This is a genomic window from Occultella kanbiaonis, from assembly GCF_009708215.1.
GTDB classification, from domain to species: Bacteria; Actinomycetota; Actinomycetes; order Actinomycetales; family Beutenbergiaceae; genus Occultella; species Occultella kanbiaonis.
Genome location: NZ_CP046175.1, coordinates 5,382,625 through 5,409,023 on the forward strand (window position 1 = coordinate 5,382,625; position 26,399 = coordinate 5,409,023).

The 26,399-nt window shown below is 70.9% G+C and carries 29 protein-coding genes; 15 read left to right on the plus strand and 14 right to left on the minus strand.

Annotated elements, in window-relative coordinates; all coding sequences use genetic code 11:
* Positions 1-59: 59 nt before the first annotated feature.
* The 5 genes from GKS42_RS24670 to GKS42_RS24690 are packed head-to-tail and all read left to right on the plus strand — an operon-like array spanning position 60 to position 4,512.
* Complete coding sequence (locus GKS42_RS24670; protein ID WP_154796237.1) at positions 60-950, plus strand: DUF58 domain-containing protein; 891 nt, start codon at positions 60-62, stop codon at positions 948-950.
* Positions 937-1,446 carry a hypothetical protein gene (locus GKS42_RS24675; RefSeq protein ID WP_154796238.1) on the plus strand — a complete coding sequence of 170 codons (510 nt, stop codon included), beginning with the start codon at positions 937-939 and terminating at the stop codon, positions 1,444-1,446. Before GKS42_RS24670 ends, GKS42_RS24675 begins: the two co-directional genes overlap by 14 nt.
* On the plus strand, positions 1,440-2,480 hold the full coding sequence (locus GKS42_RS24680; protein WP_154796239.1) for a vWA domain-containing protein: 1,041 nt from the start codon (positions 1,440-1,442) through the stop codon (positions 2,478-2,480). The genes GKS42_RS24675 and GKS42_RS24680 overlap by 7 nt, the downstream gene beginning before the upstream one ends.
* Positions 2,477-3,562 carry a vWA domain-containing protein gene (locus GKS42_RS24685; RefSeq protein WP_154796240.1) on the plus strand — a complete coding sequence of 362 codons (1,086 nt, stop codon included), beginning with the start codon at positions 2,477-2,479 and terminating at the stop codon, positions 3,560-3,562. The genes GKS42_RS24680 and GKS42_RS24685 overlap by 4 nt, the downstream gene beginning before the upstream one ends.
* A complete protein-coding gene (locus GKS42_RS24690) occupies positions 3,559-4,512 on the plus strand; it encodes a hypothetical protein (protein ID WP_154796241.1) in 954 nt (317 codons plus the stop codon). Before GKS42_RS24685 ends, GKS42_RS24690 begins: the two co-directional genes overlap by 4 nt.
* Positions 4,513-4,537: 25 nt before the next feature.
* Here GKS42_RS24690 and GKS42_RS24695 read toward each other — a convergent pair whose 3' ends face one another.
* The 4 genes from GKS42_RS24695 to GKS42_RS24710 all read right to left on the minus strand — a co-directional run bounded on the left by GKS42_RS24695 (position 4,538) and on the right by GKS42_RS24710 (position 9,721).
* On the minus strand, positions 4,538-6,037 hold the full coding sequence (locus GKS42_RS24695; RefSeq protein WP_154796242.1) for a dihydrolipoamide acetyltransferase family protein: 1,500 nt from the start codon (positions 6,035-6,037) through the stop codon (positions 4,538-4,540).
* Positions 6,038-6,069: 32 nt separating this feature from the next.
* The gene (locus GKS42_RS24700) at positions 6,070-7,086 is read right to left on the minus strand and encodes an alpha-ketoacid dehydrogenase subunit beta (RefSeq protein WP_154796243.1); all 1,017 of its coding nucleotides are present in this window, start codon (positions 7,084-7,086) and stop codon (positions 6,070-6,072) included.
* Positions 7,083-8,246 (minus strand): pyruvate dehydrogenase (acetyl-transferring) E1 component subunit alpha, encoded by a 1,164-nt coding sequence (pdhA, locus tag GKS42_RS24705; protein ID WP_154796244.1) that lies wholly within the window; start codon positions 8,244-8,246, stop codon positions 7,083-7,085. The genes GKS42_RS24700 and pdhA overlap by 4 nt, the downstream gene beginning before the upstream one ends.
* A 320-nt stretch (positions 8,247-8,566) precedes the next feature.
* Positions 8,567-9,721, minus strand: coding sequence for a histidinol-phosphate transaminase (locus tag GKS42_RS24710; protein WP_154796245.1), 1,155 nt, complete (start codon positions 9,719-9,721; stop codon positions 8,567-8,569).
* A 109-nt stretch (positions 9,722-9,830) separates the two neighbouring features.
* Here GKS42_RS24710 and GKS42_RS24715 point away from each other — a divergent pair, with 109 nt between their 5' ends.
* Complete coding sequence (locus GKS42_RS24715; protein WP_154796246.1) at positions 9,831-10,223, plus strand: phage holin family protein; 393 nt, start codon at positions 9,831-9,833, stop codon at positions 10,221-10,223.
* 4 nt (positions 10,224-10,227) lie between these two features.
* On the opposite strand, the gene GKS42_RS24720 is transcribed toward GKS42_RS24715, so the two are convergent.
* The 3 genes from GKS42_RS24720 to GKS42_RS24730 form a co-directional block, all read right to left on the minus strand.
* Complete coding sequence (locus tag GKS42_RS24720; RefSeq protein ID WP_154796247.1) at positions 10,228-11,823, minus strand: lipase family protein; 1,596 nt, start codon at positions 11,821-11,823, stop codon at positions 10,228-10,230.
* Positions 11,820-12,122, minus strand: coding sequence for a hypothetical protein (locus GKS42_RS24725; protein WP_154796248.1), 303 nt, complete (start codon positions 12,120-12,122; stop codon positions 11,820-11,822). Before GKS42_RS24725 ends, GKS42_RS24720 begins: the two co-directional genes overlap by 4 nt.
* Before the next feature lie 494 nt (positions 12,123-12,616).
* A complete protein-coding gene (locus tag GKS42_RS24730) occupies positions 12,617-12,838 on the minus strand; it encodes a hypothetical protein (RefSeq protein WP_154796249.1) in 222 nt (73 codons plus the stop codon).
* Positions 12,839-13,029: 191 nt separating this feature from the next.
* On the opposite strand from GKS42_RS24730, the gene GKS42_RS24735 reads away from it, so the two are divergent.
* The 3 genes from GKS42_RS24735 to GKS42_RS24745 all read left to right on the plus strand — a co-directional run bounded on the left by GKS42_RS24735 (position 13,030) and on the right by GKS42_RS24745 (position 15,462).
* Complete coding sequence (locus GKS42_RS24735; protein ID WP_154796250.1) at positions 13,030-14,103, plus strand: PDDEXK nuclease domain-containing protein; 1,074 nt, start codon at positions 13,030-13,032, stop codon at positions 14,101-14,103.
* A gap of 79 nt (positions 14,104-14,182) precedes the next feature.
* A complete protein-coding gene (locus tag GKS42_RS24740) occupies positions 14,183-14,668 on the plus strand; it encodes a low molecular weight protein-tyrosine-phosphatase (RefSeq protein ID WP_154796251.1) in 486 nt (161 codons plus the stop codon).
* A complete protein-coding gene (locus GKS42_RS24745) occupies positions 14,665-15,462 on the plus strand; it encodes a fructosamine kinase family protein (protein WP_154796252.1) in 798 nt (265 codons plus the stop codon). The genes GKS42_RS24740 and GKS42_RS24745 overlap by 4 nt, the downstream gene beginning before the upstream one ends.
* Positions 15,463-15,469: 7 nt before the next feature.
* Here the strand turns inward: GKS42_RS24745 and GKS42_RS24750 are convergent, their stop codons facing one another.
* Positions 15,470-15,904 (minus strand): SRPBCC family protein, encoded by a 435-nt coding sequence (locus GKS42_RS24750; RefSeq protein ID WP_154796253.1) that lies wholly within the window; start codon positions 15,902-15,904, stop codon positions 15,470-15,472.
* A gap of 47 nt (positions 15,905-15,951) precedes the next feature.
* Between GKS42_RS24750 and GKS42_RS24755 the strand changes: the two genes are divergently transcribed.
* Together GKS42_RS24755 and purB are read left to right on the plus strand one after the other, a co-directional pair.
* Positions 15,952-16,812, plus strand: coding sequence for an AraC family transcriptional regulator (locus GKS42_RS24755; protein WP_154796254.1), 861 nt, complete (start codon positions 15,952-15,954; stop codon positions 16,810-16,812).
* 62 nt (positions 16,813-16,874) lie between these two features.
* Entirely contained in the window at positions 16,875-18,314 is a 1,440-nt protein-coding gene (gene purB, locus GKS42_RS24760) for an adenylosuccinate lyase (RefSeq protein WP_154796255.1), read from the plus strand.
* Between the two features lie 20 nt (positions 18,315-18,334).
* Here the strand turns inward: purB and GKS42_RS26830 are convergent, their stop codons facing one another.
* Positions 18,335-18,871 carry a TetR/AcrR family transcriptional regulator gene (locus GKS42_RS26830; RefSeq protein ID WP_154796256.1) on the minus strand — a complete coding sequence of 179 codons (537 nt, stop codon included), beginning with the start codon at positions 18,869-18,871 and terminating at the stop codon, positions 18,335-18,337.
* Between the two features lie 46 nt (positions 18,872-18,917).
* Between GKS42_RS26830 and GKS42_RS24770 the strand changes: the two genes are divergently transcribed.
* Positions 18,918-20,579 (plus strand): MFS transporter, encoded by a 1,662-nt coding sequence (locus GKS42_RS24770; protein WP_154796257.1) that lies wholly within the window; start codon positions 18,918-18,920, stop codon positions 20,577-20,579.
* 46 nt (positions 20,580-20,625) lie between these two features.
* On the opposite strand, the gene GKS42_RS24775 is transcribed toward GKS42_RS24770, so the two are convergent.
* Positions 20,626-21,549, minus strand: a complete 924-nt coding sequence (locus GKS42_RS24775; RefSeq protein WP_154796258.1) for a Ppx/GppA family phosphatase — start codon at positions 21,547-21,549, stop codon at positions 20,626-20,628.
* A 41-nt stretch (positions 21,550-21,590) separates the two neighbouring features.
* Positions 21,591-22,796, minus strand: coding sequence for a DUF2330 domain-containing protein (locus tag GKS42_RS24780; protein WP_168217978.1), 1,206 nt, complete (start codon positions 22,794-22,796; stop codon positions 21,591-21,593).
* A 141-nt stretch (positions 22,797-22,937) separates the two neighbouring features.
* Here GKS42_RS24780 and GKS42_RS24785 point away from each other — a divergent pair, with 141 nt between their 5' ends.
* Entirely contained in the window at positions 22,938-23,237 is a 300-nt protein-coding gene (locus GKS42_RS24785; protein ID WP_154796260.1) for a metal-sensitive transcriptional regulator, read from the plus strand.
* 25 nt (positions 23,238-23,262) lie between these two features.
* On the plus strand, positions 23,263-23,490 hold the full coding sequence (locus tag GKS42_RS24790) for a heavy-metal-associated domain-containing protein (protein ID WP_154796261.1): 228 nt from the start codon (positions 23,263-23,265) through the stop codon (positions 23,488-23,490).
* A 99-nt stretch (positions 23,491-23,589) separates the two neighbouring features.
* On the opposite strand, the gene GKS42_RS24795 is transcribed toward GKS42_RS24790, so the two are convergent.
* From GKS42_RS24795 to GKS42_RS24805, 3 genes are all read right to left on the minus strand, one after another.
* Positions 23,590-24,042, minus strand: a complete 453-nt coding sequence (locus GKS42_RS24795; protein WP_154796262.1) for an Hsp20/alpha crystallin family protein — start codon at positions 24,040-24,042, stop codon at positions 23,590-23,592.
* A gap of 145 nt (positions 24,043-24,187) precedes the next feature.
* Entirely contained in the window at positions 24,188-24,811 is a 624-nt protein-coding gene (locus GKS42_RS24800; RefSeq protein ID WP_154796263.1) for an NADPH-dependent F420 reductase, read from the minus strand.
* A gap of 77 nt (positions 24,812-24,888) precedes the next feature.
* Positions 24,889-25,623 (minus strand): SDR family NAD(P)-dependent oxidoreductase, encoded by a 735-nt coding sequence (locus GKS42_RS24805; RefSeq protein ID WP_154796264.1) that lies wholly within the window; start codon positions 25,621-25,623, stop codon positions 24,889-24,891.
* 135 nt (positions 25,624-25,758) lie between these two features.
* Here GKS42_RS24805 and GKS42_RS24810 point away from each other — a divergent pair, with 135 nt between their 5' ends.
* Entirely contained in the window at positions 25,759-26,391 is a 633-nt protein-coding gene (locus GKS42_RS24810) for a TetR/AcrR family transcriptional regulator (protein ID WP_154796265.1), read from the plus strand.
* The last annotated feature ends 8 nt before the right edge of the window (positions 26,392-26,399 follow it).

The following is a 26,399-nucleotide window of genomic DNA, read 5'->3' on the forward strand; positions in this document are numbered from 1 at the left end:
CACCCCGCACCCCGGTACTGACGGCGAACCACCCTCCCGATCAGCAAGGAGTCACCCACTTGGCACAGTCCCGATCGCGCCTGGCGAAGGTCCGAGCACGGCTCGACCTTCCCACGGTCCGGCGCGCCGCGGGCCTGCTGGAGGGACGGCACCGGTCCATCTACTCCGGCCACGGCCAGGACTTCGACGAGATGGCGTTGTACCAGTTCGGCGACGACGTCGGCGACATCGACTGGAAGTCCAGCGCCTCGTCCGGGCACCCGGTGATCCGCCGGTTCGTGCGGGACTCGAACGTGGCCATGGTGCTCGCCGTGGACACCGGCCGGAACATGGCCGCGACGGCCCCGGACGGCTCGAAGAAGTCCGACATCGCCCTGTTCGCCGCCGAGGTGATCTGTTACCTCGCCCGGGCCCGCGGGGACCTGGTGGCCCTCGTGGCCGGCGACGAGGACCGGGTCGTGCAGATCCCGGCCCGTGGCGGCACCGAGCACATGGAGATGCTGCTGCGCCGGGCCGAGGCGATGCTCGATCTCCAGGCGCCGCCGAGCAACCTGAACCGGGTGTTCGACCGGGTCCTGACCTGGTTCACCCGCCGCTCCCTCGTGGTCCTGATCACCGACGAGGCCCGGCCGCTGCCCGAGCACGAGCTCGGCCTGAAGCGGCTGCGCACCCGTCACGAGGTGATGGTGATCCAGATCGGTGACGCGTTGCCCACGGCATTCTCGGAGCGGGTCATCGACGACGTCGACGGCCACCTCGAGATCCCCGAGTACCTGCGCTCGCGCAAGGACCTCGCCGCCGAGGCGGCCGACGCCGCGCTGCGCCGCCGTCAGGACGTCGCGGCCATGCTGCGCCGGCAGGGCATCGAGGCAGTCACCGCCAACAGTGAGGACGAGCTGATCGACCGGATGTTCGACCTGTTGAGGAGGCAGCGCCGTGTTCGCCACTGACGCTGCCGCCACCGCCGCGGCCGTGATCGGAGCCGCCCCCATCAACGAACCGGTCGACCCGGCGTCGTTCTCGATGTGGGTGTGGATCGTCGGTGCCGCGCTGCTGGTCCTCATCGCCGCCTGGTACTGGTGGGTCTTCTACTTCACTCGGGAGCGTTCCGCGAAGGACGCCGACGGCGGCCGTCGGGACCGGTACTCGGGCCTGCGCAGCCAGACCCTCGACGAGGTCGACGCCGCCGAGGCCCGCTACCGCGAGGGTGAGTCCGATCTGCGCACCCTGCACCTGGACCTGAACCACATCCTGCGGGAGTTCGCGAACGGCCGCCTCCGGATGGACACGAGCTCGCTGACCGTCGGTGAGATCTCGACCCTGGAGGGCACCGACCGGCTCTCGATGCTGCTCGAGGACTACCAGGAGCCGGCGTTCGCGTCCGACTCCGATGCCGAGGCGCTGTCCGCGACCGAGGATGCACGAGGGGTGATCCGGGAATGGTGACCGAGACGTTCCTGCACCCGTGGGCGATCGCCGCCGTGATCGCGGTGGCCGTCGCGGCGCTCGTGGCCGGCTGGTTCGCGCGGGCCGCCAAGCGTGAACGCGCCGCCGTCACGTGGGTGGCGAACGCGTCCTATCTGACCTCGCTGCCCTCGTTCCGGTCCCGGATGAGCAAGTACCGGGTGCTGCTCTCCGGCCTCGCGGTCGTGCTGATCGGTGCCGTCGTCGCGACCGGGTTCCTGACCGCTCGGCCGGTGGAGAAGGTCACCCGCGCCGACGAGCTGGCGACCCGGGACATCGTCCTGTGCCTGGACGTGTCCGGCTCGATGATCGAGTACGACACCCAGGTGGTCGAGAAGTTCCTCGAGCTGCTGCCCAGCTTCAACGGCGAGCGGATCGCGCTCTCGATCTGGAACTCGACCTCCCGCACCGTGTTCCCGCTCACCGACGACTACGACCTCGTCGAGGAGGAGCTGCGGTACGCCGCGGACGCCCTCGACTTCGACCTGGACTCCCTGGACGACCTCTCCTTCGACCCGGCCGCCTACGACCGGCTGCTGGACTTCGTGCTCGGCACGACGGGCCTGGGTGACAGTTCGTCCTCCCTGGTCGGCGACGGGCTGGCCACCTGTGCCCTGTCCTTCGACCTGACGGACACCGAGAGATCCCGCTCCATCATCCTGGCCACGGACAACGAGGTGTTCGGCAACGAGATCTACACCCTGCCCGAGGCCGGTGAGCTCGTCGCCGATCGAGGCATCACGCTGCACGGCTTCTATGCCGGTGAGGTCACCCCGACGTCCGCGGCCCAGGAGAAGGAGTACCGCGACGTCGTGGAGCTGCACGACGGGCTCTTCTACGCCAGTGACGACCCCGGAGCCGTCGACGGCATCATCGACAACATCACCTCCCAGCAGGCTGCCGAACTGGACGCCAACCCCGAGGTGGTGGTCAGCGACCGGCCGGAGCAGTTCTTCCCCTGGCTGATGGCGCTCATCGGGATATACATCCTGGCCGTCTGGAGGCTGCGGACATGACCCTGCGCATGCTCCTGCCGCTATGGCTGCTCCTCATCATCTTCGTGCCCCTGATCGGGCTCGCCATCTGGCGGGTCAAGGCCTCCCACGGCGCCCGCCGCAGGGACTGGCTGCGCCGGTCCGGGATCCTCGTGGCCGCCCTGGTCATCGGGCTCTGCCCGGCCGTGCCGCGCACGGACAGCGAGTTGCTGACCTCGAACGCGGAACTGTTCTTCGTGGTCGACCGGACCGGGTCGATGGCCGCCGAGGACTACGACGACGGACGCGCTCGCCTGGAGGGTGTGCAGGCCGACATGGTGGCGCTCACCGAGGCCATGCCCGGTGCCCGGTACACGATCATCTCGTTCGACTCCCAGGCCACCCGGCAGCTGCCGATGACCACGGATGCGCGCGCCGTGCGGTCCTGGGCGGACACGGTCACCCAGGAGATCACCGCCTACTCGGCCGGTTCCTCGATCGACCGGCCCCTGCAGGCCCTCACCGACTCGGTGAACGCCGCGCTCGAGCGCGGCCCGGAGAACGTGCGTCTGGTGTTCTTCCTCTCCGACGGCGAGAACACCGACGGCTCGGATTCGACCGGAGGCAACGAGTTCGAGTCGTTCGAGGCACTCGGGCCCCTGTTCGACGGCGGCGCCGTGATGGGCTACGGCACCAGCGAGGGCGGCATGATGCGCTCCTACGACGGCACCTCCGACACCGGCTTCGGCACCGACGCCCCCTACATCACCGGCCCCGACGGGCAGCCGGGCATCTCGCAGTACAACGAGGACAACCTGCGTACCCTGGCCGGACAGCTCGGCGTGGAGTACACCCACCGGATCACCCCGGACGACGTGAGCTTCCTCGTCGAGGGGATCGACGTCCAGGACATCGCAGCCGACGGACGCCGCGACAACACCACCTATCGGGACGTCTACTGGCCGGCCGCCGTCATCCTGGCGCTGCTGCTCGCCTGGGAGGCGTGGGACCTCACCCGCGAGGTACCCAGGACCCGCCGCAAGAACGAGGTCGAGACGAGGGATCGCCGTCGGGAGAACGCCCGGCGAGAACCCGAGCCGGCCGGGAAGGGGAGCCCACGATGAGCGTCGACATCCTGCCGCCGCCCGGGGAGTTCCAGACCACGGAGGAGATCCGCGACCAGCGGTTCCTGGACAAGCTGGCCAAGCGCCGCCGGGCCCTGCTGCTCTGGTCGCTGCCGGTGGTCGTGATCGCGTTCCTGGCCGCTCTCAAGCTGCTCAGCGCCGTCGCGATCAACACCGCCGGTCAGAGCGCCTACGACAACGAGAACCACAACACCGCCGCGGAGCGGTTCGCCGCGCTCGAGTTCTTCAACGTGATCGAGCCGTGGAAGCCCTACTTCAACCAGGGCACAGCGATCTATGCGGGCGGGGACTTCTTCGGGGCCACCCAGGAGTTCGAGGTGGCGCTGAACATGGTGCCGAAGGCCCCGGACGGCGAGCCCCGCGGCGCGGACGAGTGCACGGTCCGGACCAACTACTCGCTCGCCGTCGAGGGACTCGGCGACGAGGCCCGGATCGCCGGTGACTACGCGCAGTCCACGGCGCGCTACAGCGAGGCCCAAGACATCCTGGCCGACTGCGGCGAGTCCGGCGGGAACGGTGGCGAGCAGGCCCAGGAGGCCGAGGAGCGCCAGCAGGAGAGCCAGGAGCAGTCCGAGGAGCAGCAACAGCAGCAGGAGCAGCAGGGCGAGGACCCGTCCGGCGAGCCGAGCGAGACCGGCACCGGGGAACCCAGCGAATCCGGCAGCGAGTCCGGCTCCGGGGAACCCAGCGAATCCGGCAGCGAATCCGGCTCCGGCGAACCCAGCGAATCCGGCAGCGAATCGGGCTCCGGGGAACCCAGCGAATCCGGCAGCGAATCCGGCTCCGGCGAACCCAGCGAGTCGGGTTCCGGCGAGTCCGTCGACCCGCGTCAGGAGGAGCTGCAGAGCCGGAACGAGGAGGCGCAGGCCTCCCGCGACGCGGAGGAACAGGCCTCCGGCGGTGGGGACGGCTCCGGCCAGAACTGGTAGGGCCCCGGCCGGAACCGCCTCGGCGTCAGCCCCAGACGAGGCCCTGGGCCGGGTCCGCCAGCGTGCGGGCCGTGTCGGCCAGCACCCGGGATCCGAGTTCGCCGTCGATCAGCCGGTGGTCCATCGACAACGCCAGCTGGGTCACCCAACGCGGCTTGATCTTCCCGTGGTGTACCCACGGGCGCTGCGTGATCGCCCCGAACGCCAGGATCGCGGCCTCCCCCGGGTTCAGGATCGGCGTGCCGGTGTCGATCCCGAAGACCCCGACGTTCGTGATCGTGACGGTCCCGTCGGTCATTGCCGCGGGCGTGGTCTTCCCGGCCCGCGCGGTCGCGGTGAGGTCACCGAGGGCCACCGCGAGCTCGTGCAGGCCCATCCGGTGCGCGTCCTTGATGTTCGGCACCACGAGGCCACGCGGCGTGGACGCCGCGATGCCGAGGTTGATGTAGTGCTTGTAGACGATCTCCTGGGTCGCGTCGTCCCAGGCGGCGCTGATCGTCGGGTGCCGGCGGATGGCCAGGATCAGCGCCTTCGCCGCGATCAGCAGCGGCGTCACCCGCGTGTCGGAGAAGTCGCGGTCCTCCTTGAGGCGGGCCACGAGCTTCATCGTCTTCGTCACGTCCACGGTCTGGAAGACGGTGACGTGCGGCGCCGTGAACGCGGACGCGACCATCGCCTCCGCGGTCCGGGCCCGCACGCTGCGCACCGGCACCCGGGTCTGGCGCCCGTCCGCGGACACGACGCCACCGTCGAGCCAGGGCCGGTCGTCGCCGGGGTAGCTGACCAGACGCTCGGGCTCGGACCGCTGCGCCGCCGTCTCCACGTCGCCCCGGGTGATGATGCCGCCGGGGCCGGTGCCAGGCACCCGGTTCAGGTCGATGCCAAGGTCCTTGGCGAGCTTGCGCACCGGGGGCTTGGCCAGGATCGTCGACGACGGCGCAGCGGCCTGGCCGTCGACGGTCCCCGTGGTGGCGGGTGCGGTCACGGGCGCAGGGGGCGACGGCGGCGCTGCTGCGGGTGCGGCAGGCGTGGCCTGGGCGGCGGGTGCCGGGGCGGCGGGCCGGGCGGCCTGGTCGGGCGCCGCCTGCGCGGCCCGCCCGCCGGCCGGTGCCGGCTCGGCCGCGCGGCGCGGGCGGCGCGACGCCGCGGCGTGCTTCGTGCCGTACCCGACCAGTACGTCACCGCTGGTCTCGTCGTCGGCGGATGCTGCGCCGTCGACGACTCCTCCGGAACCACTCGCGACGGTGGGGGACGCGCCGTCGGCCTCCGGGGCGCCGTCGGGATCGGTGTCGATCACGATGATCGGCGTGCCCACCTCGACGGTGGCGCCGGCCTCGACCAGCACCTTGCTGATGACGCCGGCGTACGGGCTCGGCAGTTCCACCAGGGACTTCGCCGTCTCGATCTCGACGAGCGCCTGGTTGACGGTGACCGAGTCCCCGACCGCGACCTTCCAGTCGACGACGTCGGCCTCCGTGAGGCCCTCTCCCACGTCGGGGAGACGGAACTCGAGGTATTTCGGCATGACTGACTCCAAGTTCTGCGCGGTCGCGCGGCTCAGTGCGCCAGAACGGCGTCGACGGCGTGCAGGACCCGGTCCAGGTTCGGCAGGTAGTCCTCCTCGATGTTGGCCACCGGGTACGGCGCGTGGAACCCGCCCACGCGCAGCACCGGCGCCTCGAGGGAGTAGAAGCACTGCTCGCTGATCCGAGCCGCGATCTCGGCGCCGGCACCGAAGAACACGGGTGCCTCGTGCGCGACCACCAGGCGGCCGGTGCGGCGCACGGAGTCGGCGATGGTGTCGAAGTCGATCGGGGAGATCGAGCGCAGGTCCAGCACCTCCACGCTGTGGCCCTCCTGCTCGGCCACCCCGGCGGCGGCCATCGCAGTCGCGACGGTGGGCCCGTACGCGGCGATGGTCACGTCCGTGCCCGGTCGGACCACGCGGGCGGTGTGCAGGCCGCCGACTCCGCCGAGGTCGAGCGCCTGGTCACCGGCGGTCACATCCACCTCGGCCTTGTCCCAGTACCGTGCCTTCGGCTCGAGGAAGAGCACCGGGTCCGGGGAGGCGATGGCCTGCTGGATCATCGTGAACGCGTCGGCCGGGTTGGCCGGGCTGACCACCCGCAGGCCCGCGGTGTGCGCGAACAGGGCCTCGGGAGACTCGCTGTGGTGCTCCACGGCGCCGATGCCACCGCCGAACGGGACCCGGATCACGACCGGTAGCTCGAGTGCCCCGCGGGAGCGGTAGTGGAGCTTGGCGAGCTGGGTGGTGATCTGGTCGTAGGCGGGGAAGATGAAGCCGTCGAACTGGATCTCGCAGACCGGGCGGTAGCCCGCGAGCGCGAGCCCGATCGCGGTGCCGATGATGCCGGACTCGGCGAGCGGGGTGTCCACCACCCGGGTGGTGCCGAAGTCCTTCTGGAGGCCGTCGGTCACCCGGAACACACCACCGAGCTTGCCGATGTCCTCGCCCATCAGCAGGACCTTGTTGTCGCGCTCCATGGAGCGGCGCAGCCCGAGGTTGATGGCCTTCGCCATCGGGATCCGCTGGATTCCGCCTGCGTCGCTCATCGCTGCGCTCCTTCCGTGGCGAAGCCGGCCTCGTATTCGTCGAACCAGGCCCGCTCGGCCTCCACCAGGGAGTGCTCGGCGGCGTACACGTGCTCGAAGATGCGACTCGGAGCGGCCTTCGGGATGGACCGGCAGTAGTCGCGGATCTGTTCGCCGAACGCCTCGGCCTCCTCGTCGAGGGCCGTGAAGAACTCGGGCGCGGTGCCCTCGGCGACCAGGTGCAGCTTGAGCCGGTCGATCGGGTCCCGGGTGCGCCAGTAGTCCTCCTCCGCACGGCTGCGGTAGCGGGTCGGGTCATCGGAGGTGGTGTGCGCGCCCATCCGGTAGGTGACGGCCTCGATGAACGTGGGGCCACCGCCGCTGCGGGCGCGCTCGAGCGCCTCTCGGGTGACGGCGTAGCAGGCGAGGACGTCGTTGCCGTCCACCCGGACGGCCGGGATGCCGAACCCGGAGCCGCGGCGGTACAGCGGGACGCGGCTCTGCCGCTCGGTGGGCTCGGAGATCGCCCACTGGTTGTTCTGGCAGAAGAACACCACAGGCGCGTCGTTGACGGCGGCGAACACCATCGCCTCGCTGACGTCCCCCTGCGAAGTGGCGCCGTCGCCGAAGTAGGCGACCACCGCACGGTCGCGCTCGGGGTTCCCGGTGCCGACGTCGCCGTCGCGCTGCACGCCCATCGCGTAGCCGGTCGCATGCAGGGCGTGCGAGCCGATCACGAGCGTGTACAGCGAGAAGTTGTGGTCGGCGGGGTCCCAGCCGCCATGGTCCTCACCGCGGAACTGGTGCAGGACCTTGCGCAGGTCCAGGCCGCGGGTCCAGCCGACGCCGTGCTCGCGATAGGACGGGAACACGTGGTCCTGGGCGGCCAGTGCTCGCCCGGAGCCGATCTGGGCCGCCTCCTGGCCGAGGCACTGCGGCCACAGCCCGAGTTCGCCGTGCCGCTGCAGTGCGGTGGCCTCGGTGTCGAAGCGCCGGACCAGGACCATGTCCCGGTAGAGGCCCTCGAGGGCCGCGCGGTCGAGGTGCTCGACCAGCGGTGAATAGGTCTGTTGGTGCACGCGCTCGCCGGTGATGGTGAGCAATTGGATGAGATCGTCATCCTGTGTGCCGACGTGGGGGGTTTCCCCTTGGGTGTCGGACTGAATCACACCGAACTCCATTCGTGTGGAATGTGGATCAACGGTTCGCGACGTGCAACCTACGCCAGCGTAGGCTACGGGACCGTAAGTTCCGAGTTCGGCCGGTCCACCACGTCACGGGGTCGATTTTGTAGAGAACCTCCAACTCTGCGTCGGTGAAGAGCTACCTGAGGTGCCCGGTCAGGGCATGGCACCAATGTCGCACCTCACGCCACGCGTCGCCACCAAAACACGCGCGGAGCCTGCTTCTGCGGCGCGCGATCGGCGTGATTCGGCCGGGCCGACCAGCGTCGGTTCGACGCGGCCGACGTCGCGTCCGTTCGGCCGAGCGGCAACTGACCTCAGGCGAAGCCGCCCGGCTCCCCGGCGGACATCACCCGGCGCACCCACCGGGCCGCGACGGTCAGCGCGATGTCGTTGGCCTCGGGCTCCCCGATCGAGATCCGCACGCCCTCGCCCGGGAACGGGCGCACCGTCACGCCGGACTGCACGGCGTCCCGCGCGAAGAGGGAGCTGCGCTCACCCAGCGGCAGCCAGTAGAAGTTACCCTGCGGGTCCCCGACGTCCCAGCCCTGATCGCGCAGCGCTGCCACGACGCGGTCCCGCTCGGCGACGATCTCCGCCACTCGGGACTCCACGAGCGCCGTCTGCTTCAGGGCGGCCATGGCCGCAACCTGACCGAGCTCGCTGACGCCGAACGGGGTGGACACCCGGCGCAGCACCCGCACCAACCGCCGTCGGGCCAGGGCGTAACCGATACGCAGCCCGGCCAGTCCGTAGGCGTTCGAGAAGGTGCGGAGCACCACCACGTTCTTGTGGACGGGCAACAAGGCACGGGAGTCGATCCGGCCGACCGTGCGGTCGAACTGGACGTAGGACTCGTCCAGGATCACCATCACGTCGGCCGGCACCACCTCGAGGAATGCGAGCAGGTCGGCGTGGGTGATCGAGGCCCCGGTGGGATCCGCCGGGGCAGCCACCACGATCACCCGGGTGCGCTCGGTGACCGCGACGGCCATCGCGGCCAGGTCATGGCTGCCGTCCGTGCGCAGCGGCACCGGCACGCTGACCGCCCCGTTCGCACGGGCCACGGCGGGATAGGCCTCGAAGCACCGCCACGGGTGCACCACCTCGTCGCCGGGTGAGCACATCGAGCGGATCAGCAGTTCGGCGAGCGCGACCGCCCCGTTGCCGATCAGCACCTGGTCCTCGACGACGCCGTGGTGGGTCGCGATGGCCCGCAGGAGCCGGGCGCCGTAGACCTGCGGGTAGCGGTTCACGTCCTCGGCCGCGTCGTGGATGGCCGCGATCACCGCGGGCAGCGGCGGGAACGGCAGTTCGTTGGCGGAGAGCTTGAACACGGCCGCCGTGGCCCCGACTGCGCCCGGCACGTGCGCCGGCAGGTCCAGCAGTTCCTTGCGCAGCCGCACCGGTGGCGCCTCCGGGGGTGGTGGAGGTGCGTCGAAAGCCGGCGGTCCGGGGATGCGCGATGCCATCCGCCCAGCATGCCCGTGCGCACCGGTCGATGCACGCGTCCGTCCCCGCCAGCCTCACGCGAGTCCAGGCCACTGCCATCTCCGGACCGCTCATGGCAGGATCGGGCCCATGAGTTTCGTCATCAGAGTGATCATCAACGGGATAGCCATCTGGCTGACGTCGCTGTGGCTGTCCGGTCTGGAGCTGGCCACGGACGGCACCCCGCTCGGCACCCTGATCGTGGTGGCGGTGGTCGCGTTGGTCTTCACGCTCGTCAACGCGATCGTCAAGCCGATCGTCCAGGTGCTCTCGATCCCGTTCTACATCCTGACCCTCGGGCTCTTCCACCTCGTCGTCAACGCCCTGATGCTGATGCTGACGAGCTGGCTCACCTCGTTCACGACCTACGGCCTCACCGTGGACGGGTTCTGGTCGGCGGTGCTCGCCGCTCTGGTGATCTCGATCATCGCGGTGATCCTGACGGTGATCCTGCCGGACGGGCGCAAGAAGCAGACCCACTGAGTCCTCACTCGCGCTCGAACTGGTAGTAGCGCGAGGAGGCCGAGTCACCGGGACCACCGAGGACATCCCTCGAGGCCGCGAACCAGGCACGCACCGCCGGGTCGGTCGAGGCGTCGATCATCTGCGCGGTGCGCACGTAGGCCGGGATGTCGTGGGCCTGGGCGACCGACGTCACCCCTTGATCCGCGGGGTCGGGCGAGGCGGCCAGGTCCCGGATCACCGTGGTGCGGCCGGGTTCGACCGGGTTGGCGGTGTTCTCCAGCCCCGACGTGAGGTCGTCGACGTGCTCGATGTTGAGGACGGCGATGTCGGAGGGGGTGTCGATGTGACCCACCGGCCCGCCGACCGTGATCACGGACCGCACCTCGAACCGCTCGGTGAACGCCGGGTCCTCGGCGAGCCGCATCGTCGTCATCGCCCCCTGGGAGTGCCCGACGAGCAGCACCGGCTCGTCCGGTCCGATACCCGCCTGCTCCATGGCCTGGATCACGCCTTCCTCCACGGCGGTGTCCATCCCGGCGAAGGCCTGGAGGTTCGTGCCCCAGTCGAACGGGTTGTCGTTGTTGATGGCATTGGCCGGCTGCCGCAGCACGGTCCCCGGGAACGGCATCGGCACGGCCGGGCCCGGATCGCGCTGCCACGGCACGCCGACCGGCTCCGGCACCGCCAGTTCGGGGACCAACTCGGTCTGGGTGCCGGGCACGATGACCTGCCAGGACACAGCGCCGTCCGGTCCGACCACCCGGTCGACCCGGATCCCGCCCTCCGGGCCGCCGTAGCGCGGATACAGCCCGTACAGGCTGCCGACCGCCCCGGTCACCCCGTACAGGCTGCCGACCGCCCCGGTCACCCCGCTCAGGGCCGGCCCCGTGGCCGTCGCCGGCGCCCCGGTCGGCACCACTCCGGGCGGATCGATCTGACGCACCCGGACCGAGCGCCCGATCCCCATCCCGACGGTCGCCAACGGGGCGAGCAGCCCGGCCAGGGTGTGGATCGAGGAGCCGGGACGGTCCTCGCCCACCGTGTACACGCCGAGCGCACTCGTCACGGTTCCCGCCCAGGACTCCAGGTAGGCGCCGAACTGCGCGTCGGTCGGAGTCCACTGTCCCCGGGCGAAGGCCCCAGCGAACGCAACGCCCAGCATCGTCAACGGCCGCATCATGGCGATCGGGTCCCACGGCAGGCCCAGGGTCGGCGGTGGTGTCACGATCAGGCCCCGGGTGAACCCCGCCTGCGCCTGCGCCTCGGCCCGCTCGTAGTCGGCGGCCGCGGCCCGCAGCGCCGCTGCGGTCCCGTCCGCCTCCTCGTTGACCCCGCCGACGCACAGCAGCGCCTCCCAGCAGCGGGCGATCGCCGGCCCCGACGAGCCGGCGTCGAGGGCGGCGGTCTCGTGCAGGATCGCGAGTCCGCGCTGAAGCAGGGCGCGACCGCGCCCGACCTGCGCCGAAGCGCCGTCGACGGCGGCGGCCAGGTCCCGTAGTTCCGCCGGGTCCGCGGCCAGCGGCGTGCCGTAGACGACGAGTTGTGCGGCGGCGGCGTTCCCTGCGGCGCTGGATGGTGCGCCGTCGGGCACCATCGCCGGCCCGTTGCCGCCGCTCATCGCGGGGTCATCGTCGGCCCGGCCAACGCGGCGCGGACGGCGGCGCTCTGGTTCTCGTGGACGCGGGCCGCCGCCGCGGCGGACTCGAGCGTCTGTGCGAGACGGTCGGTGGCGGAGGTGAGCGTGGCGATCCGGCGCCGGTAGGCGCTCGCGGCGGGCGAGTCCCAGTGCTCCGGCAGCACGGCGGCGTAGGCGGCCCGGGCGAGGCGGACCTGTTCGGCGGCCGCGGCCAGGAGGGCGGACGCGGCGCCGCCGGGCAGTCCGGGCGAGGCGATCATGGGCGAAGGTGAGGCTCTCATGGCCCCGACGGTAGGCACCGCTCCCCCCGCGCACCGCGTTGGTGCCGGCGCCGGTGGACCCGCCTGCACCGCCTCCTCTCTTGTGGACCGACATCCGCCGTGAGTCCGCAGCGCCACTGCCGCCGTGCTACTCGCCAACCGCGGTAGGGGTGTCTCACGAGGGGCGGCCATGGGTGGCTGTGAGACTACGACTCCTCGGTACCGCCCTGCGCGCCTTGACTGGGCCCCGGAACCGAGGCGCCCTGCACCCGGATTCGATGACTGACCAGTTCACGGACGCCGACCACGCAAAGACCGGCGCCGAGCATCCACCAGGTCGTGGCGGCGTGCCACGGCATCCCTCTCATAAGGCTCATGAGAACACCCACAGCGAAGAAGCCGACAGCGGCAATGGCAAGGCGCACTGCCACGGACCCCGGAGCGGAACCCACAAGTCGACGCGACCCTACTCGGGCGACGCCAGCAGGTGAACCGATTCGCGTCACTTGCCTCACCTATTCGGGCCGGTGCTCGGTGGTGGGCTCACCGGTCAGCCCAGTGGGAACGTCTCCGCTCTGCGACCCGGCGTACCGGTTGTTCGAGGCATCCCGCCCGCGTTGGCGGTCCGCGTCGAGGATGCCGTGCTTGACCCCCAGCCGAATGACCCCGTAGGCCAGCACCGCTCCGATCAGCCACGGCATGATCGCAGCCAGAATCCATGCGACGTTGAAACTCATCTCCGGACCATAGTGGTGGACGTCCGGAATGGGGGATCAGAAAGCATTCGATATCGCTGCGGGACCCGAGACCAGTGGCTCAAAGTCGGCGGAAGTCTCGGCGAGTCGGACCCCGAACGGTCGGGTCGAACTCAGAGACGCTTGTTGGGTGACCGGCAACCACTTCCGCGCCGCAGAGACCGGAGCCAGTGATGACCGAGGACAGGAACCTTCCCGATGACTACCCACGTCTGCTCGAAGACCTGAAGCGAACCGTCGCCGAGGCGCGCTGGCGGGCACAGCGCGTGGTGAACACCGAACTCGTCGGCCTGTACTGGCGACTCGGCCGGACGATCCTGGAGCGGCAGCAGGCGGTCGGCTGGGGCCGGGCGGTGGTCGATCGCCTCTCGGCCGACCTGCGGGCGGAGTTTCCCACCATGAAGGGCCTGTCCCGCTCGAACCTCTTCTATATGCGCGCCTTCGCCGCAGCATGGCCCGAGGAAGCAGTTGTCCAACGGCTCGTTGGACAACTGCCCTGGGGTCACGTCACGGTGCTCCTGGACAAGCTCGATGAGAAGTCCGAGCGGGATTGGTACGCCGCCGCCGCAGTCGACCATGGCTGGTCCCGTAACGTCTTGCTGAACCAGATCATGAACGGCCTGCACACCCGCACCGGGGCAGCGCCGTCGAACTTCCCGGCCCGCCTGCCGGCCGCGGACTCCGAGCTCGCCCAACAGCTCACCCGCGACCCGTACGTGCTGGATTTCCTCGACCTCACGGGTACCGTCGCCGAGCGCGACTTCGAGCAGGCGTTGATGACCCGCCTGCAGGACTTCCTGCTCGAGCTCGGACACGGTTTCGCCTTCGTCGGCCGCCAGCACCACTTCACCGTCGACGGTGACGACTTCTACATCGACCTGCTCTTCTTCAACTGGGTCCAGAGCAGGTTCGTCGTGCTCGAGCTCAAGGTCGGCGCCTTCGCGCCCGAGCACGCCGGCCAGCTCGGGTTCTACGTCAGCTGGGTCGACGCCAACCTGCGCAACCCGGACCAGCACGCCCCGACCATCGGCATCCTACTGTGCGCCGGGCGCAACGACAGCGTGGTCCGCTACGCCCTGGCCGGAAGCAACCAGCCGCTCGCCGTCGCGGACTACACCTACGACACCCTTCCCCGAGGCCTTCGCGAGGCGATCCCCAGCGAGGCCGACCTCTCCTCGGCCGCCGACGCCGCGTACGACGACCTCCGCGCCGCCCACGACCAGGACCATTCCGGCCCGCCCGGCTGACCGCGTAGGTCGACGCAGCCTGTCGCGATGGCCCGTGCCCTGGGTGCGGTGGGCCGCCGCCATGGCCACAATGGCTGGCATGGCCGACCACTTCACGATCGCTGTCGTGTGCACCGGGAACATCTGCCGCTCCCCGATCGGCGAGGTGGTGATCCGGGACGCGATCGCCGACGCCGGACTCACCGGCCAGGTCCGGGTGTTCTCCGCCGGCACCGGGGACTGGCACCTCGGTGAGGACGCGGACCACCGCGCCCTGTCGGTGCTGACCGAGAAGGGGCACCACCTCACCGACCACCGGGCGCGCAGGTTCGCCGCTGCGGACTTCGCCGTCGCGGACCTGGTTCTGGCCCTGGACCAGAGCCACGTCGACACCCTGCTCCGGCTCGCGCCGGACCCCGTCGCACAGGAGAAGGTCCGCCTGTTGCGCAGCTTCGACCCGGACCGCGAGGACGACGAGGTGGCCGACCCCTACTACGGCGACCGGCGCGACTTCGAGATCAGTTACGCCGAGATCCTCGCGGCTGCCCCCGGCGTCGTGGCGCACGTGCGCGAACGGCTCGCGTGACCTGGCGCAAGACCCGGTTCCCGCACCCGGACGCCGCGCTCGCCGAGGCCGACGGCCTGCGCTGGCTCGCCGAGGTACCCGACGGCGCCCGGGTGGCCCGAGTGCGCGACGTGGGCCCCGGCGTGCTCGAGCTGGAGTCGATCCGGTCCGGCCCCACCACGGCGGTCGCGGCCCGCGCGTTCGGCGCGGCGCTGGCCCGCACGCACGGCGCCGGCGCCGACTTCTTCGGCCAGGTCCCCGGCAGCACCGACGGGTTCATGGCGCAGGCGCCGATGCCCGGCCCGAGCACCCCGGACCTGCGCTGGGGCGAGTTCTACGCGACTACCCGCGTGCTGCCGTTCCTGCGCACCGCCGTCGGGCAGGGCTCGATCACGCCCGACGGCGCAGCTGCCGTCGAGGCGGTCGTGGCCCGGCTCGTGGCCGGTGACCTCGAGCACGACCAACCCGCCCGGGTCCGCGAGCTCGCAGCCCCGGGACGCCCCGCCGTCGCCCGTCTGCACGGCGACCTGTGGAACGGCAACGTGCTCTGGGACGCCGACGCCGGCGGCGAGGCGGTCCTGATCGATGCCACCGCGCACGGCGGCCACGGCGAGACCGACCTGGCGATGCTCGCCCTGTTCGGCCAGCCGCACTCCGGCGACATCGTCGAGGGCTACCAGGAGGTCTCCCCGCTCGCGGCCGGTTGGCCGGATCGGATCGCGCTGCACCAGCTCAACCCGCTGCTCGTGCACACGGTGCTGTTCGGCAGCTCCTACGCCGACGCCGCAGTCCGGGCCGCGGCCGCGTACGTCTGAGCCGGGGTCAGGCCGGAGTGTCGTTGGTCGTGAGCAGGCGGGCCAACGCCACGAGCTGACCACCGTCGGCCTTCGCGATCGACCCGCGGATGACCGGACCGAGGAGCCGCATCGGGCCGCTGGTCCCGACATCGGCGACGAGCCGGACCTCGGTGCCGCCCTCGACGTCGGTCAGCGTGTAGGTGTAGACGGCGTGCACGCCGGGGCCATCGCTCGCGAGCGCGATCATCCGGCCGGGTTCGAGCGCCTCGACCGTGGAGGTTCGATCGGAGTTCTGCGCGCGGAACCTCAGCACGCTCCCGACGGCGAGCGTGGCGTCGTCCTGGCGCATGTCCGTGGCCTCGGCCATCCACTCGTGGGCACGGGAGAAGTCGGTCAGCACGTCCCAGACGCGGTCCCGGGCGGCGCGGATCAGCACGCGGGTGTCGATCGCTGTGGTCATGCAGCAACGGTAGGCACCGGCGGGCCGGATGGGCTTGGATATTCTTCATGCCCACCGCCCCCGAGCCGGCCGCAGCGTTCGTCGAGCGGGCTGCGCCGGCGGACCTGGCGGAGGTCCTCACGAGCCTGTGGTTCGTGCGGACCGAGGCGCCGGCACGCTACGAGCGGATCCTGCCCGCCCCGGACGTGCCGCTCGTCGTGCCGTTGACCCTGCAGCCCTATGGGGTCCGCCGGCCCCACGGCTGGCAGCGGCTCCACGGTCCGTTCGTCGCCGGGCTCACCGACGAGGCCACGATCAGTGCGAACGGTGCGCGCGTCGCGAACGTCGGCGCGCGGTTGCGCCCGGATGCGTTGCGGGCGGTCGGCCTGGATCCGCAGCGCCTCGCCGGTGGGGTGCACGAGGTCGGCGGATTCGAGGGCCTCGACCGTCTCGATCCGGACGTCACGGCCGAGCTCGCGCTCGCGGCGGTGGTGGCGGCGCTGCGCGCCAGGCTCGATCCGGCCTGGCACCCCGATCCCGTCGTGCGGGCGGCGGTCGAGTCGTTCGGCAACGACCCGCAACCACGGGTGGGTGACGTGGCGGCTCTGACAGGTGTCTCGGCCCCCGCGCTCGTCGCCCGGTTCCGCCGCGCGTGCGGCGTCACGCCGAAGATGTTCGCCGACCTGCGGCGGCTGCACGGGCTCCTGGATCGGTTGACGGCGGCGGCCCTCGACCCGGGCGGCGAGCCCTTCGCCGGGGTGGTCTGGAGCGACCTCGCCGCAGCCGCGGGGTACTACGACCAGTCGCACCTGAACCGCGCGTTCCATCGCTTCGTCGGACTCACCCCGACCGCCTACTTCGACCGCGTACGCCGGTACGGGCTCGATGCCGTGCGATTCGTGCCGGAGCAGGACGCGGCTCCGCGGTGACCCGGGTGCCGGTCGCGCGAGACGGTTCGGGGGAGGTCGCCCGCCTCTGGGATGATTGCCCCATGCCCTCACGCTCCGGTCGCACCGACCTCGCCGACCTGACCCCGCCGATCGCCCTGGGCCCCCTGGACGGGCGCTACCGACCCGTCGTGGCCCCGCTTGTGGACCACCTCTCGGAGGCGGCCCTGAACCGGGCCCGGCTGCACGTGGAGGTCGAGTGGCTCATCCACCTGACCACCGGTGGGGTGCTGCCCGGCGCACCGACGCTGTCGACGGCGGAGGTCGCCTATCTGCGCGGCGTCGTCGATTCCTTCGGTTCCGCCGAGATCGCCGAGCTGGCGGAGATCGAACGGGAGACCCTGCACGACGTCAAGGCCGTCGAGTACTTCCTCAAGCGGCGCCTCACCGCCGCCCCGGACGTGCTCGGCGAGACGGTGCTGCCGGACGTGACCGAGATCGTGCACATCTTCTGCACGAGCGAGGACATCAACAACCTGTCCTACGCGCTCACGGTGCGCTCCGCCGTCGGGCAGGTCTGGCTGCCGGCCGCGCACACGGTGGCGGACGCCGTCGCCGACCTGGCCCGCGTGAACGCGGCGGTGCCGATGCTGGCTCGCACGCACGGCCAGCCCGCGACGCCGGTGACCCTCGGCAAGGAGCTCGCCGTGCTCGCGCACCGGCTGCGCCGCCAGCTGCGCCGGATCTCCTCGGCGGAGTTCCTCGGCAAGATCAACGGCGCCACCGGCACCTACGGCGCGCACGCCATCTCGGTGCCCGGCGCGGACTGGGAGGCCGTGGCGCGGGAGTTCGTGACCGGCCTCGGGCTCACCTGGAACCCGCTCACCACCCAGATCGAGAGCCACGACTGGCAGGCCGAGCTGTATGCGGACGTGGCCCGGTTCAACCGGGTGCTGCACAACCTCGCCACCGACGTGTGGACCTACATCTCGCTCGGGTACTTCAAGCAGCGGCTGTCCGCGCAGGGGTCCACCGGGTCCTCGACGATGCCGCACAAGGTCAACCCGATCCGGTTCGAGAACGCCGAGGCGAACCTCGAGATCTCCTGCGCGCTGCTGGACACGCTCGCCTCGACCCTCGTGACGTCCCGCCTCCAGCGCGACCTCACCGACTCCACCACGCAGCGCAACATCGGCGTCGCGTTCGGGCACTCGCTGCTCGCCCTGGACAACGTGCGCCGCGGCCTGGCCGGGCTGGACGTGGACGCCGAGGCGATGGCCCGGGACCTGGACGGCAATTGGGAGGTGCTCGGCGAGGCCGTGCAGTCCGCGATGCGCGCGGCCGCCGTCGCCGGCGCCGAGGGCATGGCCGACCCCTACGAGCGGCTCAAGGAGCTGACCCGCGGGCGCCGGGTGGACCGAGCCGCGATGCGCGAGTTCATCGGCGGGCTCGGACTGCCCGACGACGTCGCACACCGGCTCCTGGACCTCACCCCCGGTTCGTACACCGGACTGGCCCAGCGACTCGTGGACCACTTGGCCTGATCCGCTCGGCGGGACCGCGCTCAGGTCCCGCTTGCCTCACCCGCCGGCGCCGGTTCGAGCGAGGCCAGCAACCGGGCCACCACGGCCGGGTCGTGCTCGCTGGCCGATCCGGCCACCAACGCGTTCAGATAGAGCCCGTCACCCACGAGCTGGACCAGCCGCGCGGTGACCGGGTCCGCGATCAGCGCGCCGACCGGGGCGAACCACCGGTCACTGGCGTCCGCCAGGGCCGCCGGCACGTCGACCTCGGGCGCCCCGACGAGCCGCAGCGCGGCGAGCATCGTGGTGCTGTAGGCGTCGTCGGCCACCGAGGACTGGCGCAGGTACTCGCCGACGGCGGCGCTCACGTCGGTCCCGACACGCACCTGCTCGGCCGCGTCGGTCAGGCGCGCGAGCAACCCCTCGTAGAGGGCCTCCTTGCTGCCGAAGTGGTACAGCAGGCCGCCCTTGGAGACGCCGGCCGTGGCGGCGACGTGCTCGATCGTCGCCAGGGCGGGACCCTCGGCGATCAGGACCTGCTCGAGTGCGTCGAGGATTCGATGCCTGGCTGTGGACATGATCACACTCTATCGCCTACTAAACCGTCCAGACGGTACAGTAGCGATGATCGTCCGAACCTCAGCCAGGAGTACCACCGTGTCCATCAACGTCGCAGAGTCGAGCCACACCCCGTCGCCAAGCACTCGGCGGCGCTGGCTCGCACTCGTCGCGCTCATGCTGCCGGTGTTGCTGGTCAGCATCGACAACACGGTGCTCTCCTTCGCGGTGCCCGCCCTCAGCCGGGACCTGCAGCCGACCGCCACGCAGTTGCTCTGGATCGTGGACATCTACCCGCTGGTCCTCGCCGGCCTGCTCGTCACGATGGGCACCCTGGGTGACCGGCTCGGCCGGCGACGGCTGTTGCTCATCGGCGCCACCGGCTTCGGTGTGGTCAGCGTCTGGGCGGCGTTCAGCGCCGACGCCTCGCACCTGATCGCGGCCCGTGCCGCGATGGGGATCTTCGGCGCCACGTTGATGCCGGCCACGCTCGCGCTGCTGCGCAACGTGTTCACCGACGACGGCGAGCGCCGGTTCGCGATCGCGGTCTGGGCCGCTGGTTTCTCAGGTGGCGCGGCGCTCGGCCCGATCGTGGGCGGGTGGCTCCTCGAGCACTTCTGGTGGGGCTCGGTCTTCCTGCTGAACGTGCCCGTGCTGGTGATCTTCCTGATCGCGGCGCCGCTGCTGGTTCCGGAGTCCCGCGGGTCACGCGCCGGTCGGTTCGACCTGGTCAGCGTCGCCCTGTCCATCCTCGCGATGGTGCCGCTGGTGTACGCGGTCAAGACCGTCGCACACGACGGTGTGGTCCCGATCGCGCTCGCGCTGCTCGCGGTGGCGGCGACCGCCGGCTGGCTGTTCGTGCGACGTCAGCTGCGCCGGCCGGAGCCGCTGTTGGACGTGCGCCTGTTCCAGCGGCCGGTGTTCGCAGCCTCCGTGGTCGCGAACCTCGTCGCCGCGCTGGGCATGGCCGGACTGTTGTTCCTGCTCGCGCAGTACCTGCAGCTCGTGCTCGGGCTGAGCCCGATGGTCGCGGGCCTGTGGTTGCTGCCCGGCCTCGTGGGTACGGTGGCGCTCGGCCTGGTCGCGGCCGCGGTCGCCGATCGGGCACCGCTGCACGTCCTGGTGCCGATCGGGATCGGTGTCTCGGCCGTCGGCTACGCCGTCGGCACCATGCTGACCGGACACAGCGGGATCGGCGTCGCGGTCGCGGTCTTCGTGCTCGTCGGCGCCGGTTCCGGCTTCACGGAGACGCTCACCAACGACGCCATCCTCGCTGCCGTGCCGCCCGCGCGCGCAGGTGCCGCCTCGAGCATCTCGGAGACGGCCTACGAACTGGGTTCGGCGTTCGGGGTCGCGGTCCTCGGGAGCGTCGCCTCCGCGATCTACCGGGATCGGGTGGTACTGCCGGACACCATCGCTGCAGGCGACCGGGCGACGGCGAGCGAGACCCTCGGCGGCGCCGTCGAGGTGGCCGGCGCGCAGGGCGATCCGGGCGTCGGCGCGGCCCTGCTCGACTCGGCGCGGGAGGCGTTCGCCTCCGGCCTGGCCGTGACCGCGGCCGCCGGCGTCGCCCTGCTGGCGGTCACCGCCGTCGGGGTCGGCGTGGCGTTGCGTCGGGGCGCGCGGCAGGATGACGCCGAGCTGGCACTACCGCTCCGGCCGACCGATCCTGCTGGCAGCACCGACGCGAAGGACGCGACGCAGGTGCTCACCACGGGCGCACGCTGACCCCGGTCCCCACCCGGCCGGCGGAGCCTGGCTCCGCCGGCCGGGCTCACACCTGGTCGAGCCGGCGCAGCAGCGCACCCTCGCGCAGCGCCCACGGGCAGATCTCGACGATCTCCACCCGCAGGCCGCGCAGGACCTCCTCGGCCACCACGGCACCGGCGACGATCTGGTAGGTCCGCTCGGGCGTGATGCCGGGCAGTTCCATGCGCTGCTCGGCCGGGATCCGGGCCAGTCGCGGCACCCAATCCGAGAGCAGCGACGTGCTCATCTGCCAGCGCTGGTGCGGACCGACACCCGCGACGGACATCCCGGCGAGCCGGGCCAGGGACCGGAACGTCTTGGAGGTCGCGACCACGTGGTCCGGCCTCGGCTCGGCTCGCACCCGGGCCACGAGCGGCTTGAGCTCGGCGCGGACCACCGCCCGCAGCTGCTTCAGCTCGTCCGGCAGCGGCGGGTCGTGGCGCAGGTGCGTCCGGGTCAGCCGGCCGGCGCCGAGCGGCAGCGACAGGGCGAGGTCCGGGACTTCGTCCACGCCGAGGGCGACCTCGAGCGAGCCGCCGCCGATGTCCAGGACGAGCAGTTTCCCGGCGGCCCAGCCGAGCCAGCGGCGGGCCGCGAGGAACGTCAGGGCCGCCTCCTCCTCGCCGGAGAGCACCTGGAGATCGCCGTCCAGGCGCGCGCGGATCAGTGCGAGCACCGCCTCGCCGTTCGTGGCCTCGCGCACCGCCGAGGTCACCATGGTCAGGACCTCGTCGACACGCTGCTCTCGCGCGACCCGGACGGCGCCGTCGACGGCCTCGAGCAGAGCGGCGATCCCCACGTCGTTGATCGCACCGTCGTCGGTGAGGTACTGCATCAGCCGGAGCGTGACCCGCTCATCCAGGTCCGGGTTCGGGTGGGCGCCGCGGACCACGTCGACCACGACGAGGTGAACCGTGTTCGAGCCGATGTCCAGGACGCCCAGTCGCACCGGGCGAGTCTACTCGGCGACCCTCCTCGAGCCGGAAGGGATCAGAGGTGGCTGGGGTGCCGCGCCTGGCCACCACCACCGCCGACACCGGCCGGCGGTGCCGATCGCGGCTCGGGCTCGCTCACGGTCGACGGGCGCGGCCCTGCCGGCACGGCGGAGCGACGGCGGGCCCGCCGGCTCACGGCCCGGCCACCGAGGAGGAGCGCGAGGGCGGCCGCGACCAGGCCGAGGAAGGTGAGCACCGGTCCGGCCGGCATGCCGAGGATCTCCCGCATGCGGGTCTCGTGGATCACCTCGCGGTAGTCCCCGGTCTGGGTGGACGCGGAGAACGTGAAGTCCGAGACGATCTCGGTGGCCGGTTCGTGGAACCACTGGTCCATCACGGTCAGGTACGGCGTGGTCCGGGCGATCTCGGCGAGGGTGGGGTTCTCCACCGCCGCCGGGTCGACGGCACCGGCGAACCTGAGATCGACCGAGGCGGTGTCCTCACTGGCGTCGGTGCGCGCCATCCGCCGGTCCGCGAACACGTAGGTGCGCACGAACTGATCGGTGGCCGCCGCCGCGGACAGTCGCATCGGATAGATCAGGGACTCGGAGGCGAAGGTCAGGTCGACCGGCTGCAGCTCGCCGGAGAGGTCGGCGGCATCGGTGGTCAGCCGCATCGCCACGTAGTACCAGCCCTCGGTGATGTAGGGCCGCAGCGCCGTGGCCAGGCCGTCCTGCATGACGTACTCGTGCTCGTCGAGCCACTGCGCCAGGCCGTCCGCGTCGTCCGCGGAGAGCACGCTGGCCTCGAGCGGCCCGAGGTCCACCGTCTCCAGGACGTCGACCCCCAGGTCGGGCGCGCCCGCCCCGGGTGCCGCGCCGGCGCCGTCGCCGAACGACGCCTCGGGCCACCAGGTGTAGCTGACCTCGACCTCGGGGGCGATCACGTCGAGGAGCTCGTCGAACATCTCGGAGTCGCCGAGCGCGACGTCCGCCGGCGCCGGGGTGGGGATCAGCAGCGCCGCGTCGGGGGCGTCGGTGAGGACGTCCATCTCGAGCAGGATCCGCTCGGTCTCACCGTCCCAGGTGATCGCCGCGACCTCGCGGTTGACCGCGACCTCGTAGCCGTCGGCCGCCACATAGCCGCCGCAGGCGCACGCCTGCGCGGGGGTGGGGACCACGACGGCACCGAGCGCGGCGACGATGCCGACTGCTGTCAGCACGATGCCGCGACGGAGCCGGGCGAGGCGGTCTGGGGTCATGGCCATCACGGTATGGGCCGAGTGCGCCCGAGAGGCGGGTCGATATCGGATCGATATCCGCAGGGCCCCGATCGTGACCGTTCTGTTGTCGAGTGCCCACACTCTGGTCACACCGATACCCACTGGGGGTATACTCGGATTATGGAAGAGCACGGACACGACCACGGATACGTCGCGGACAAGGAGGCCTACCTCAAGCGCCTGCGCCGCATCGAGGGCCAGGTTCGCGGCATCGCGAAGATGGTCGAGAACGACACCTACTGCATCGACATCCTGACCCAGGTCTCCGCCGTCACCAAGGCGTTGCAGGCGGTGAGCCTCGGCCTGCTGGACGATCACCTCGCCAGCTGCGTGGTGGACGCGGCCCGCTCGTCCTCCGAGGAGGGCGAGGAGAAGGTTCGCGAGGCCTCCGCCGCGATCGCCCGGCTCGTCCGCTCCTGACCACAGAACCCGGAAGGAACCCCACATGGACCGCACCACCACGATCGACGTCACGGGCATGACCTGCGCGAACTGCGTGGCCCACGTCACCGAGGAGCTCGAGGGCGTCGACGGCGTGCTCAACGTCTCCGTCGAACTCCGCACGGGCGAGGCCTCGCCGGTGACCGTCGTCTCCAACGTGCCGCTCGACGAGACCGCCATCCGTGCGGCCGTCGACGAGGCTGGCTACGACGTGGCGGCGATCCGCGCCTGACGCGCTACCGGCCCGGCGCCGGCCCGGAGGTGAACGAGCCCCGACCGCGATGCGGCGGTCGGGGCTCGTTGTTCGTGGCGATCCGCCTCGGCGGGCAGGTCAGGCGGCCACGTCCTCCTGGACGTCCGTCGAGGCCTCGGTGGCCGGCTCGATGACCGGCTCCGCGGTGCGCACCTCGATCTTGCGGGGCTTGGACTGCTCCGCGACCGGGATGGTCACGGTCAGCACGCCGTGGGCGTAGTCGGCCTGGATCGCGGCCGCGTCGAGACCGTCGCCGAGGCTGAGCTGCCGGCGGTACGTGCCGGTCGCGCGCTCCTTGGCGATCCACCGCTCGCCCTCGCCGAGGCTGGAGGCGCGCACGGCCTGGACGGTCAGGGTGTTGCCGTCGACGTCCAGGTCGATGCTCTCCGGCGCGACGCCGGGCAGATCGATCTCGACGATGAACGCGTCACCGCTGCGGTGCAGGTCCATCGGCATCCACCGGGGCACGCGGGTGGAGGTGCGGTACGCGAGCCGGTCGGTCTCGCGGAACGGGTCGAAGGTGAGAGCCATGTCAATCTCCTCGTCTGACTGGGACCTGCCCTACGCCGGTCCCTCATGCAAGCCTCAACCCCCGACGGCGGGGGATCGTTCCCGAAGTTGAGTCACCTTCGCTCAAGGCGAACGCTGCTTCTCGATCCCTACCGTGGCGGGCCGCTCAGCCGGCAAGTTCGTCGACACCGAGCGCGAAGTCCCAGTGGCCCACCCCGTTGCCGGCGAGCGCCACCGTGACCAGGCCCATCCCTTCCAGCCAGTGCGCCATCTTCAGGCCGCCGACGTCGAGCGGGCGCAGCCCGATGCTCTCGATGAAGGCCGCCACGCTCGCCTTCGCCCGCGCCCCGTCACCGGCGATGAAGACGTTCGGTCGGCCCTTCTCCAGGACGTTGCGGAAGATGGTGTTGAACGCCTTCACCACACTCGCACCCGCAGGGGCCACCTTGGCCACTTCCTGCGCGACCGAGGTCTCCTCGCCGTGGGCCAGGCCGTCGAACGTGGCGTTGAAGGGGTTGCTGATGTCGACGATGACCTTGCCCGCGAGGGCGTCTGCGTACTCGGCGACGACCGGCACGACACCGTCGTACAACAGGGCCGTGATGACGATGTCCCCGGCCGGGACGGCGCCCCACTCTCCCGCGGTCGCGCCGCCGCCGAGAGCCGTGGCCAGAACTTCGGCCTTGGACCTGTCGCGTCCCATGACCTCGACGGTGTGGCCGCCCGCCACCGCGCGCGTCCCGATGGTGCGGGCCATGTTTCCCGTACCGATAATTGTGATGTTGCTCATGAGGTGTGCCTCTTCGTGTTGGGTGTCGGTCTGTCTCGTTCGTGCCGGAGCGCGCGTGCCGCGGTTGCGGTAGTGGTTCAGATGGCAGTCGTGCCGCCGTCAGTGACCAGTTCCAAACCGTTGACGTAGCTGGAGTCGTCTGAGGCAAGGAACAGGGCGGCGGTGGCGATCTCTTCGGGGCGGCCCATCTTTCCCCGAGGGATGAGGGACTCGAATGCAACCCGCGTTTCCTCGTCGAACAGTTCCTCCTGCTTTGCGGTGGCGACCTGGCCGGGCGTGAGGACGTTGACCCGGATGTTGCGGTCACGTAGTTCGTTGAGCCAGACGCGAGCCCAGGCCTGCTGTACGGCCTTGCTTCCCGCGTAGAGGCTCCAGCCGGGGAACGCGCCGAGGGAGGCATTGGATCCGGTCATGAAGATCGAGCCGTTGTCGTTGATCAGCGGCAGTGCCTTCTGCACGGTGAACAACGTGCCGCGAGCGTTGAGCCAGAAGGCGCGGTGGAACTGCTCCTCGGTGATCTCGCCGAGAACGGCGGGTTCACCCATCCCGGCACTGGCCCACAGCACGTCGATCGAGCCCTTCTCCCGCTTGACGGTGTCGTACAAGCGGTCCAGGTCGTCCAGCACGGAGGCGTCGCCCTGCACGGCGGTGACGTTGCGGCCGATCAGGCTGACGGCGTCGTCCAGTGCTTCCTGCCGGCGGGCCTGGATGAAGACATGAGCTCCTTCATCGACGAACAGCCTCGCGCCAGCCAATGCCATACCGGTGGATCCGCCGGTGATCACCGCCACCTTGCCATCGAGCTTTCCCACGATCACTCCTCCTGGGTTCGTAAAACGGGACAGCCGGCGTCTATGTATACCGCTCTGTTTGCATAACCTATCCGATGATCGACCGTGGGCACAAGCTATGTACACCGATAGGTACCCGGGGGATACACTCGGGAGATGACGGAGTTGGAGATGGGCCCCCTGGGTCGACGCCGAGGCAGGGGCGCACGCGAGCGCATCCTCGGCGCGTCACAGCAACTGTTCCGCGATCAGGGCATCAACCGCACCGGCATGGACCAACTCTGCGCAGTGGCCCAGGTGTCCAAGCGCACGGCGTACCAGCACTTCACCAGCAAGGACGAGCTCGTCGCCGAGTACCTGCGCCGGTTCGATCCCGACGTCATGCCCGGCGTGTTCGACCGCACCGACCTCACGCCGCGCGAACGACTCATCGCCGCGTTCGACATGCCTCCGTCCACACCCCTGTGCCCCTACATCGCGGCCGCCGTCGAACTACACGACCCAGAACACCCCGCATCCCAGTACGCGCGCGACTACAAGACCGCCGTCGCCGCGCGCCTTGCCGAGACTGCCCGCGAAGCCGGCGCCACCGACCCCGAACAGCTCGGCGAGCAACTGGCGCTCCTGCTCGACGGCGCCTCGGCCCGCACCCGAGTCCTCAACAGCGAGTCCTTCACCACCGCCGCCGCCATCGCCGCCGTCCTCATCGACAGCGCCATCCCCACGCCGCAGCCCAGTGATGACCACGGAGCCCCCGGGTCCGCTCCCGTTCCGGTGGACGGCCGATAGCCGACCGC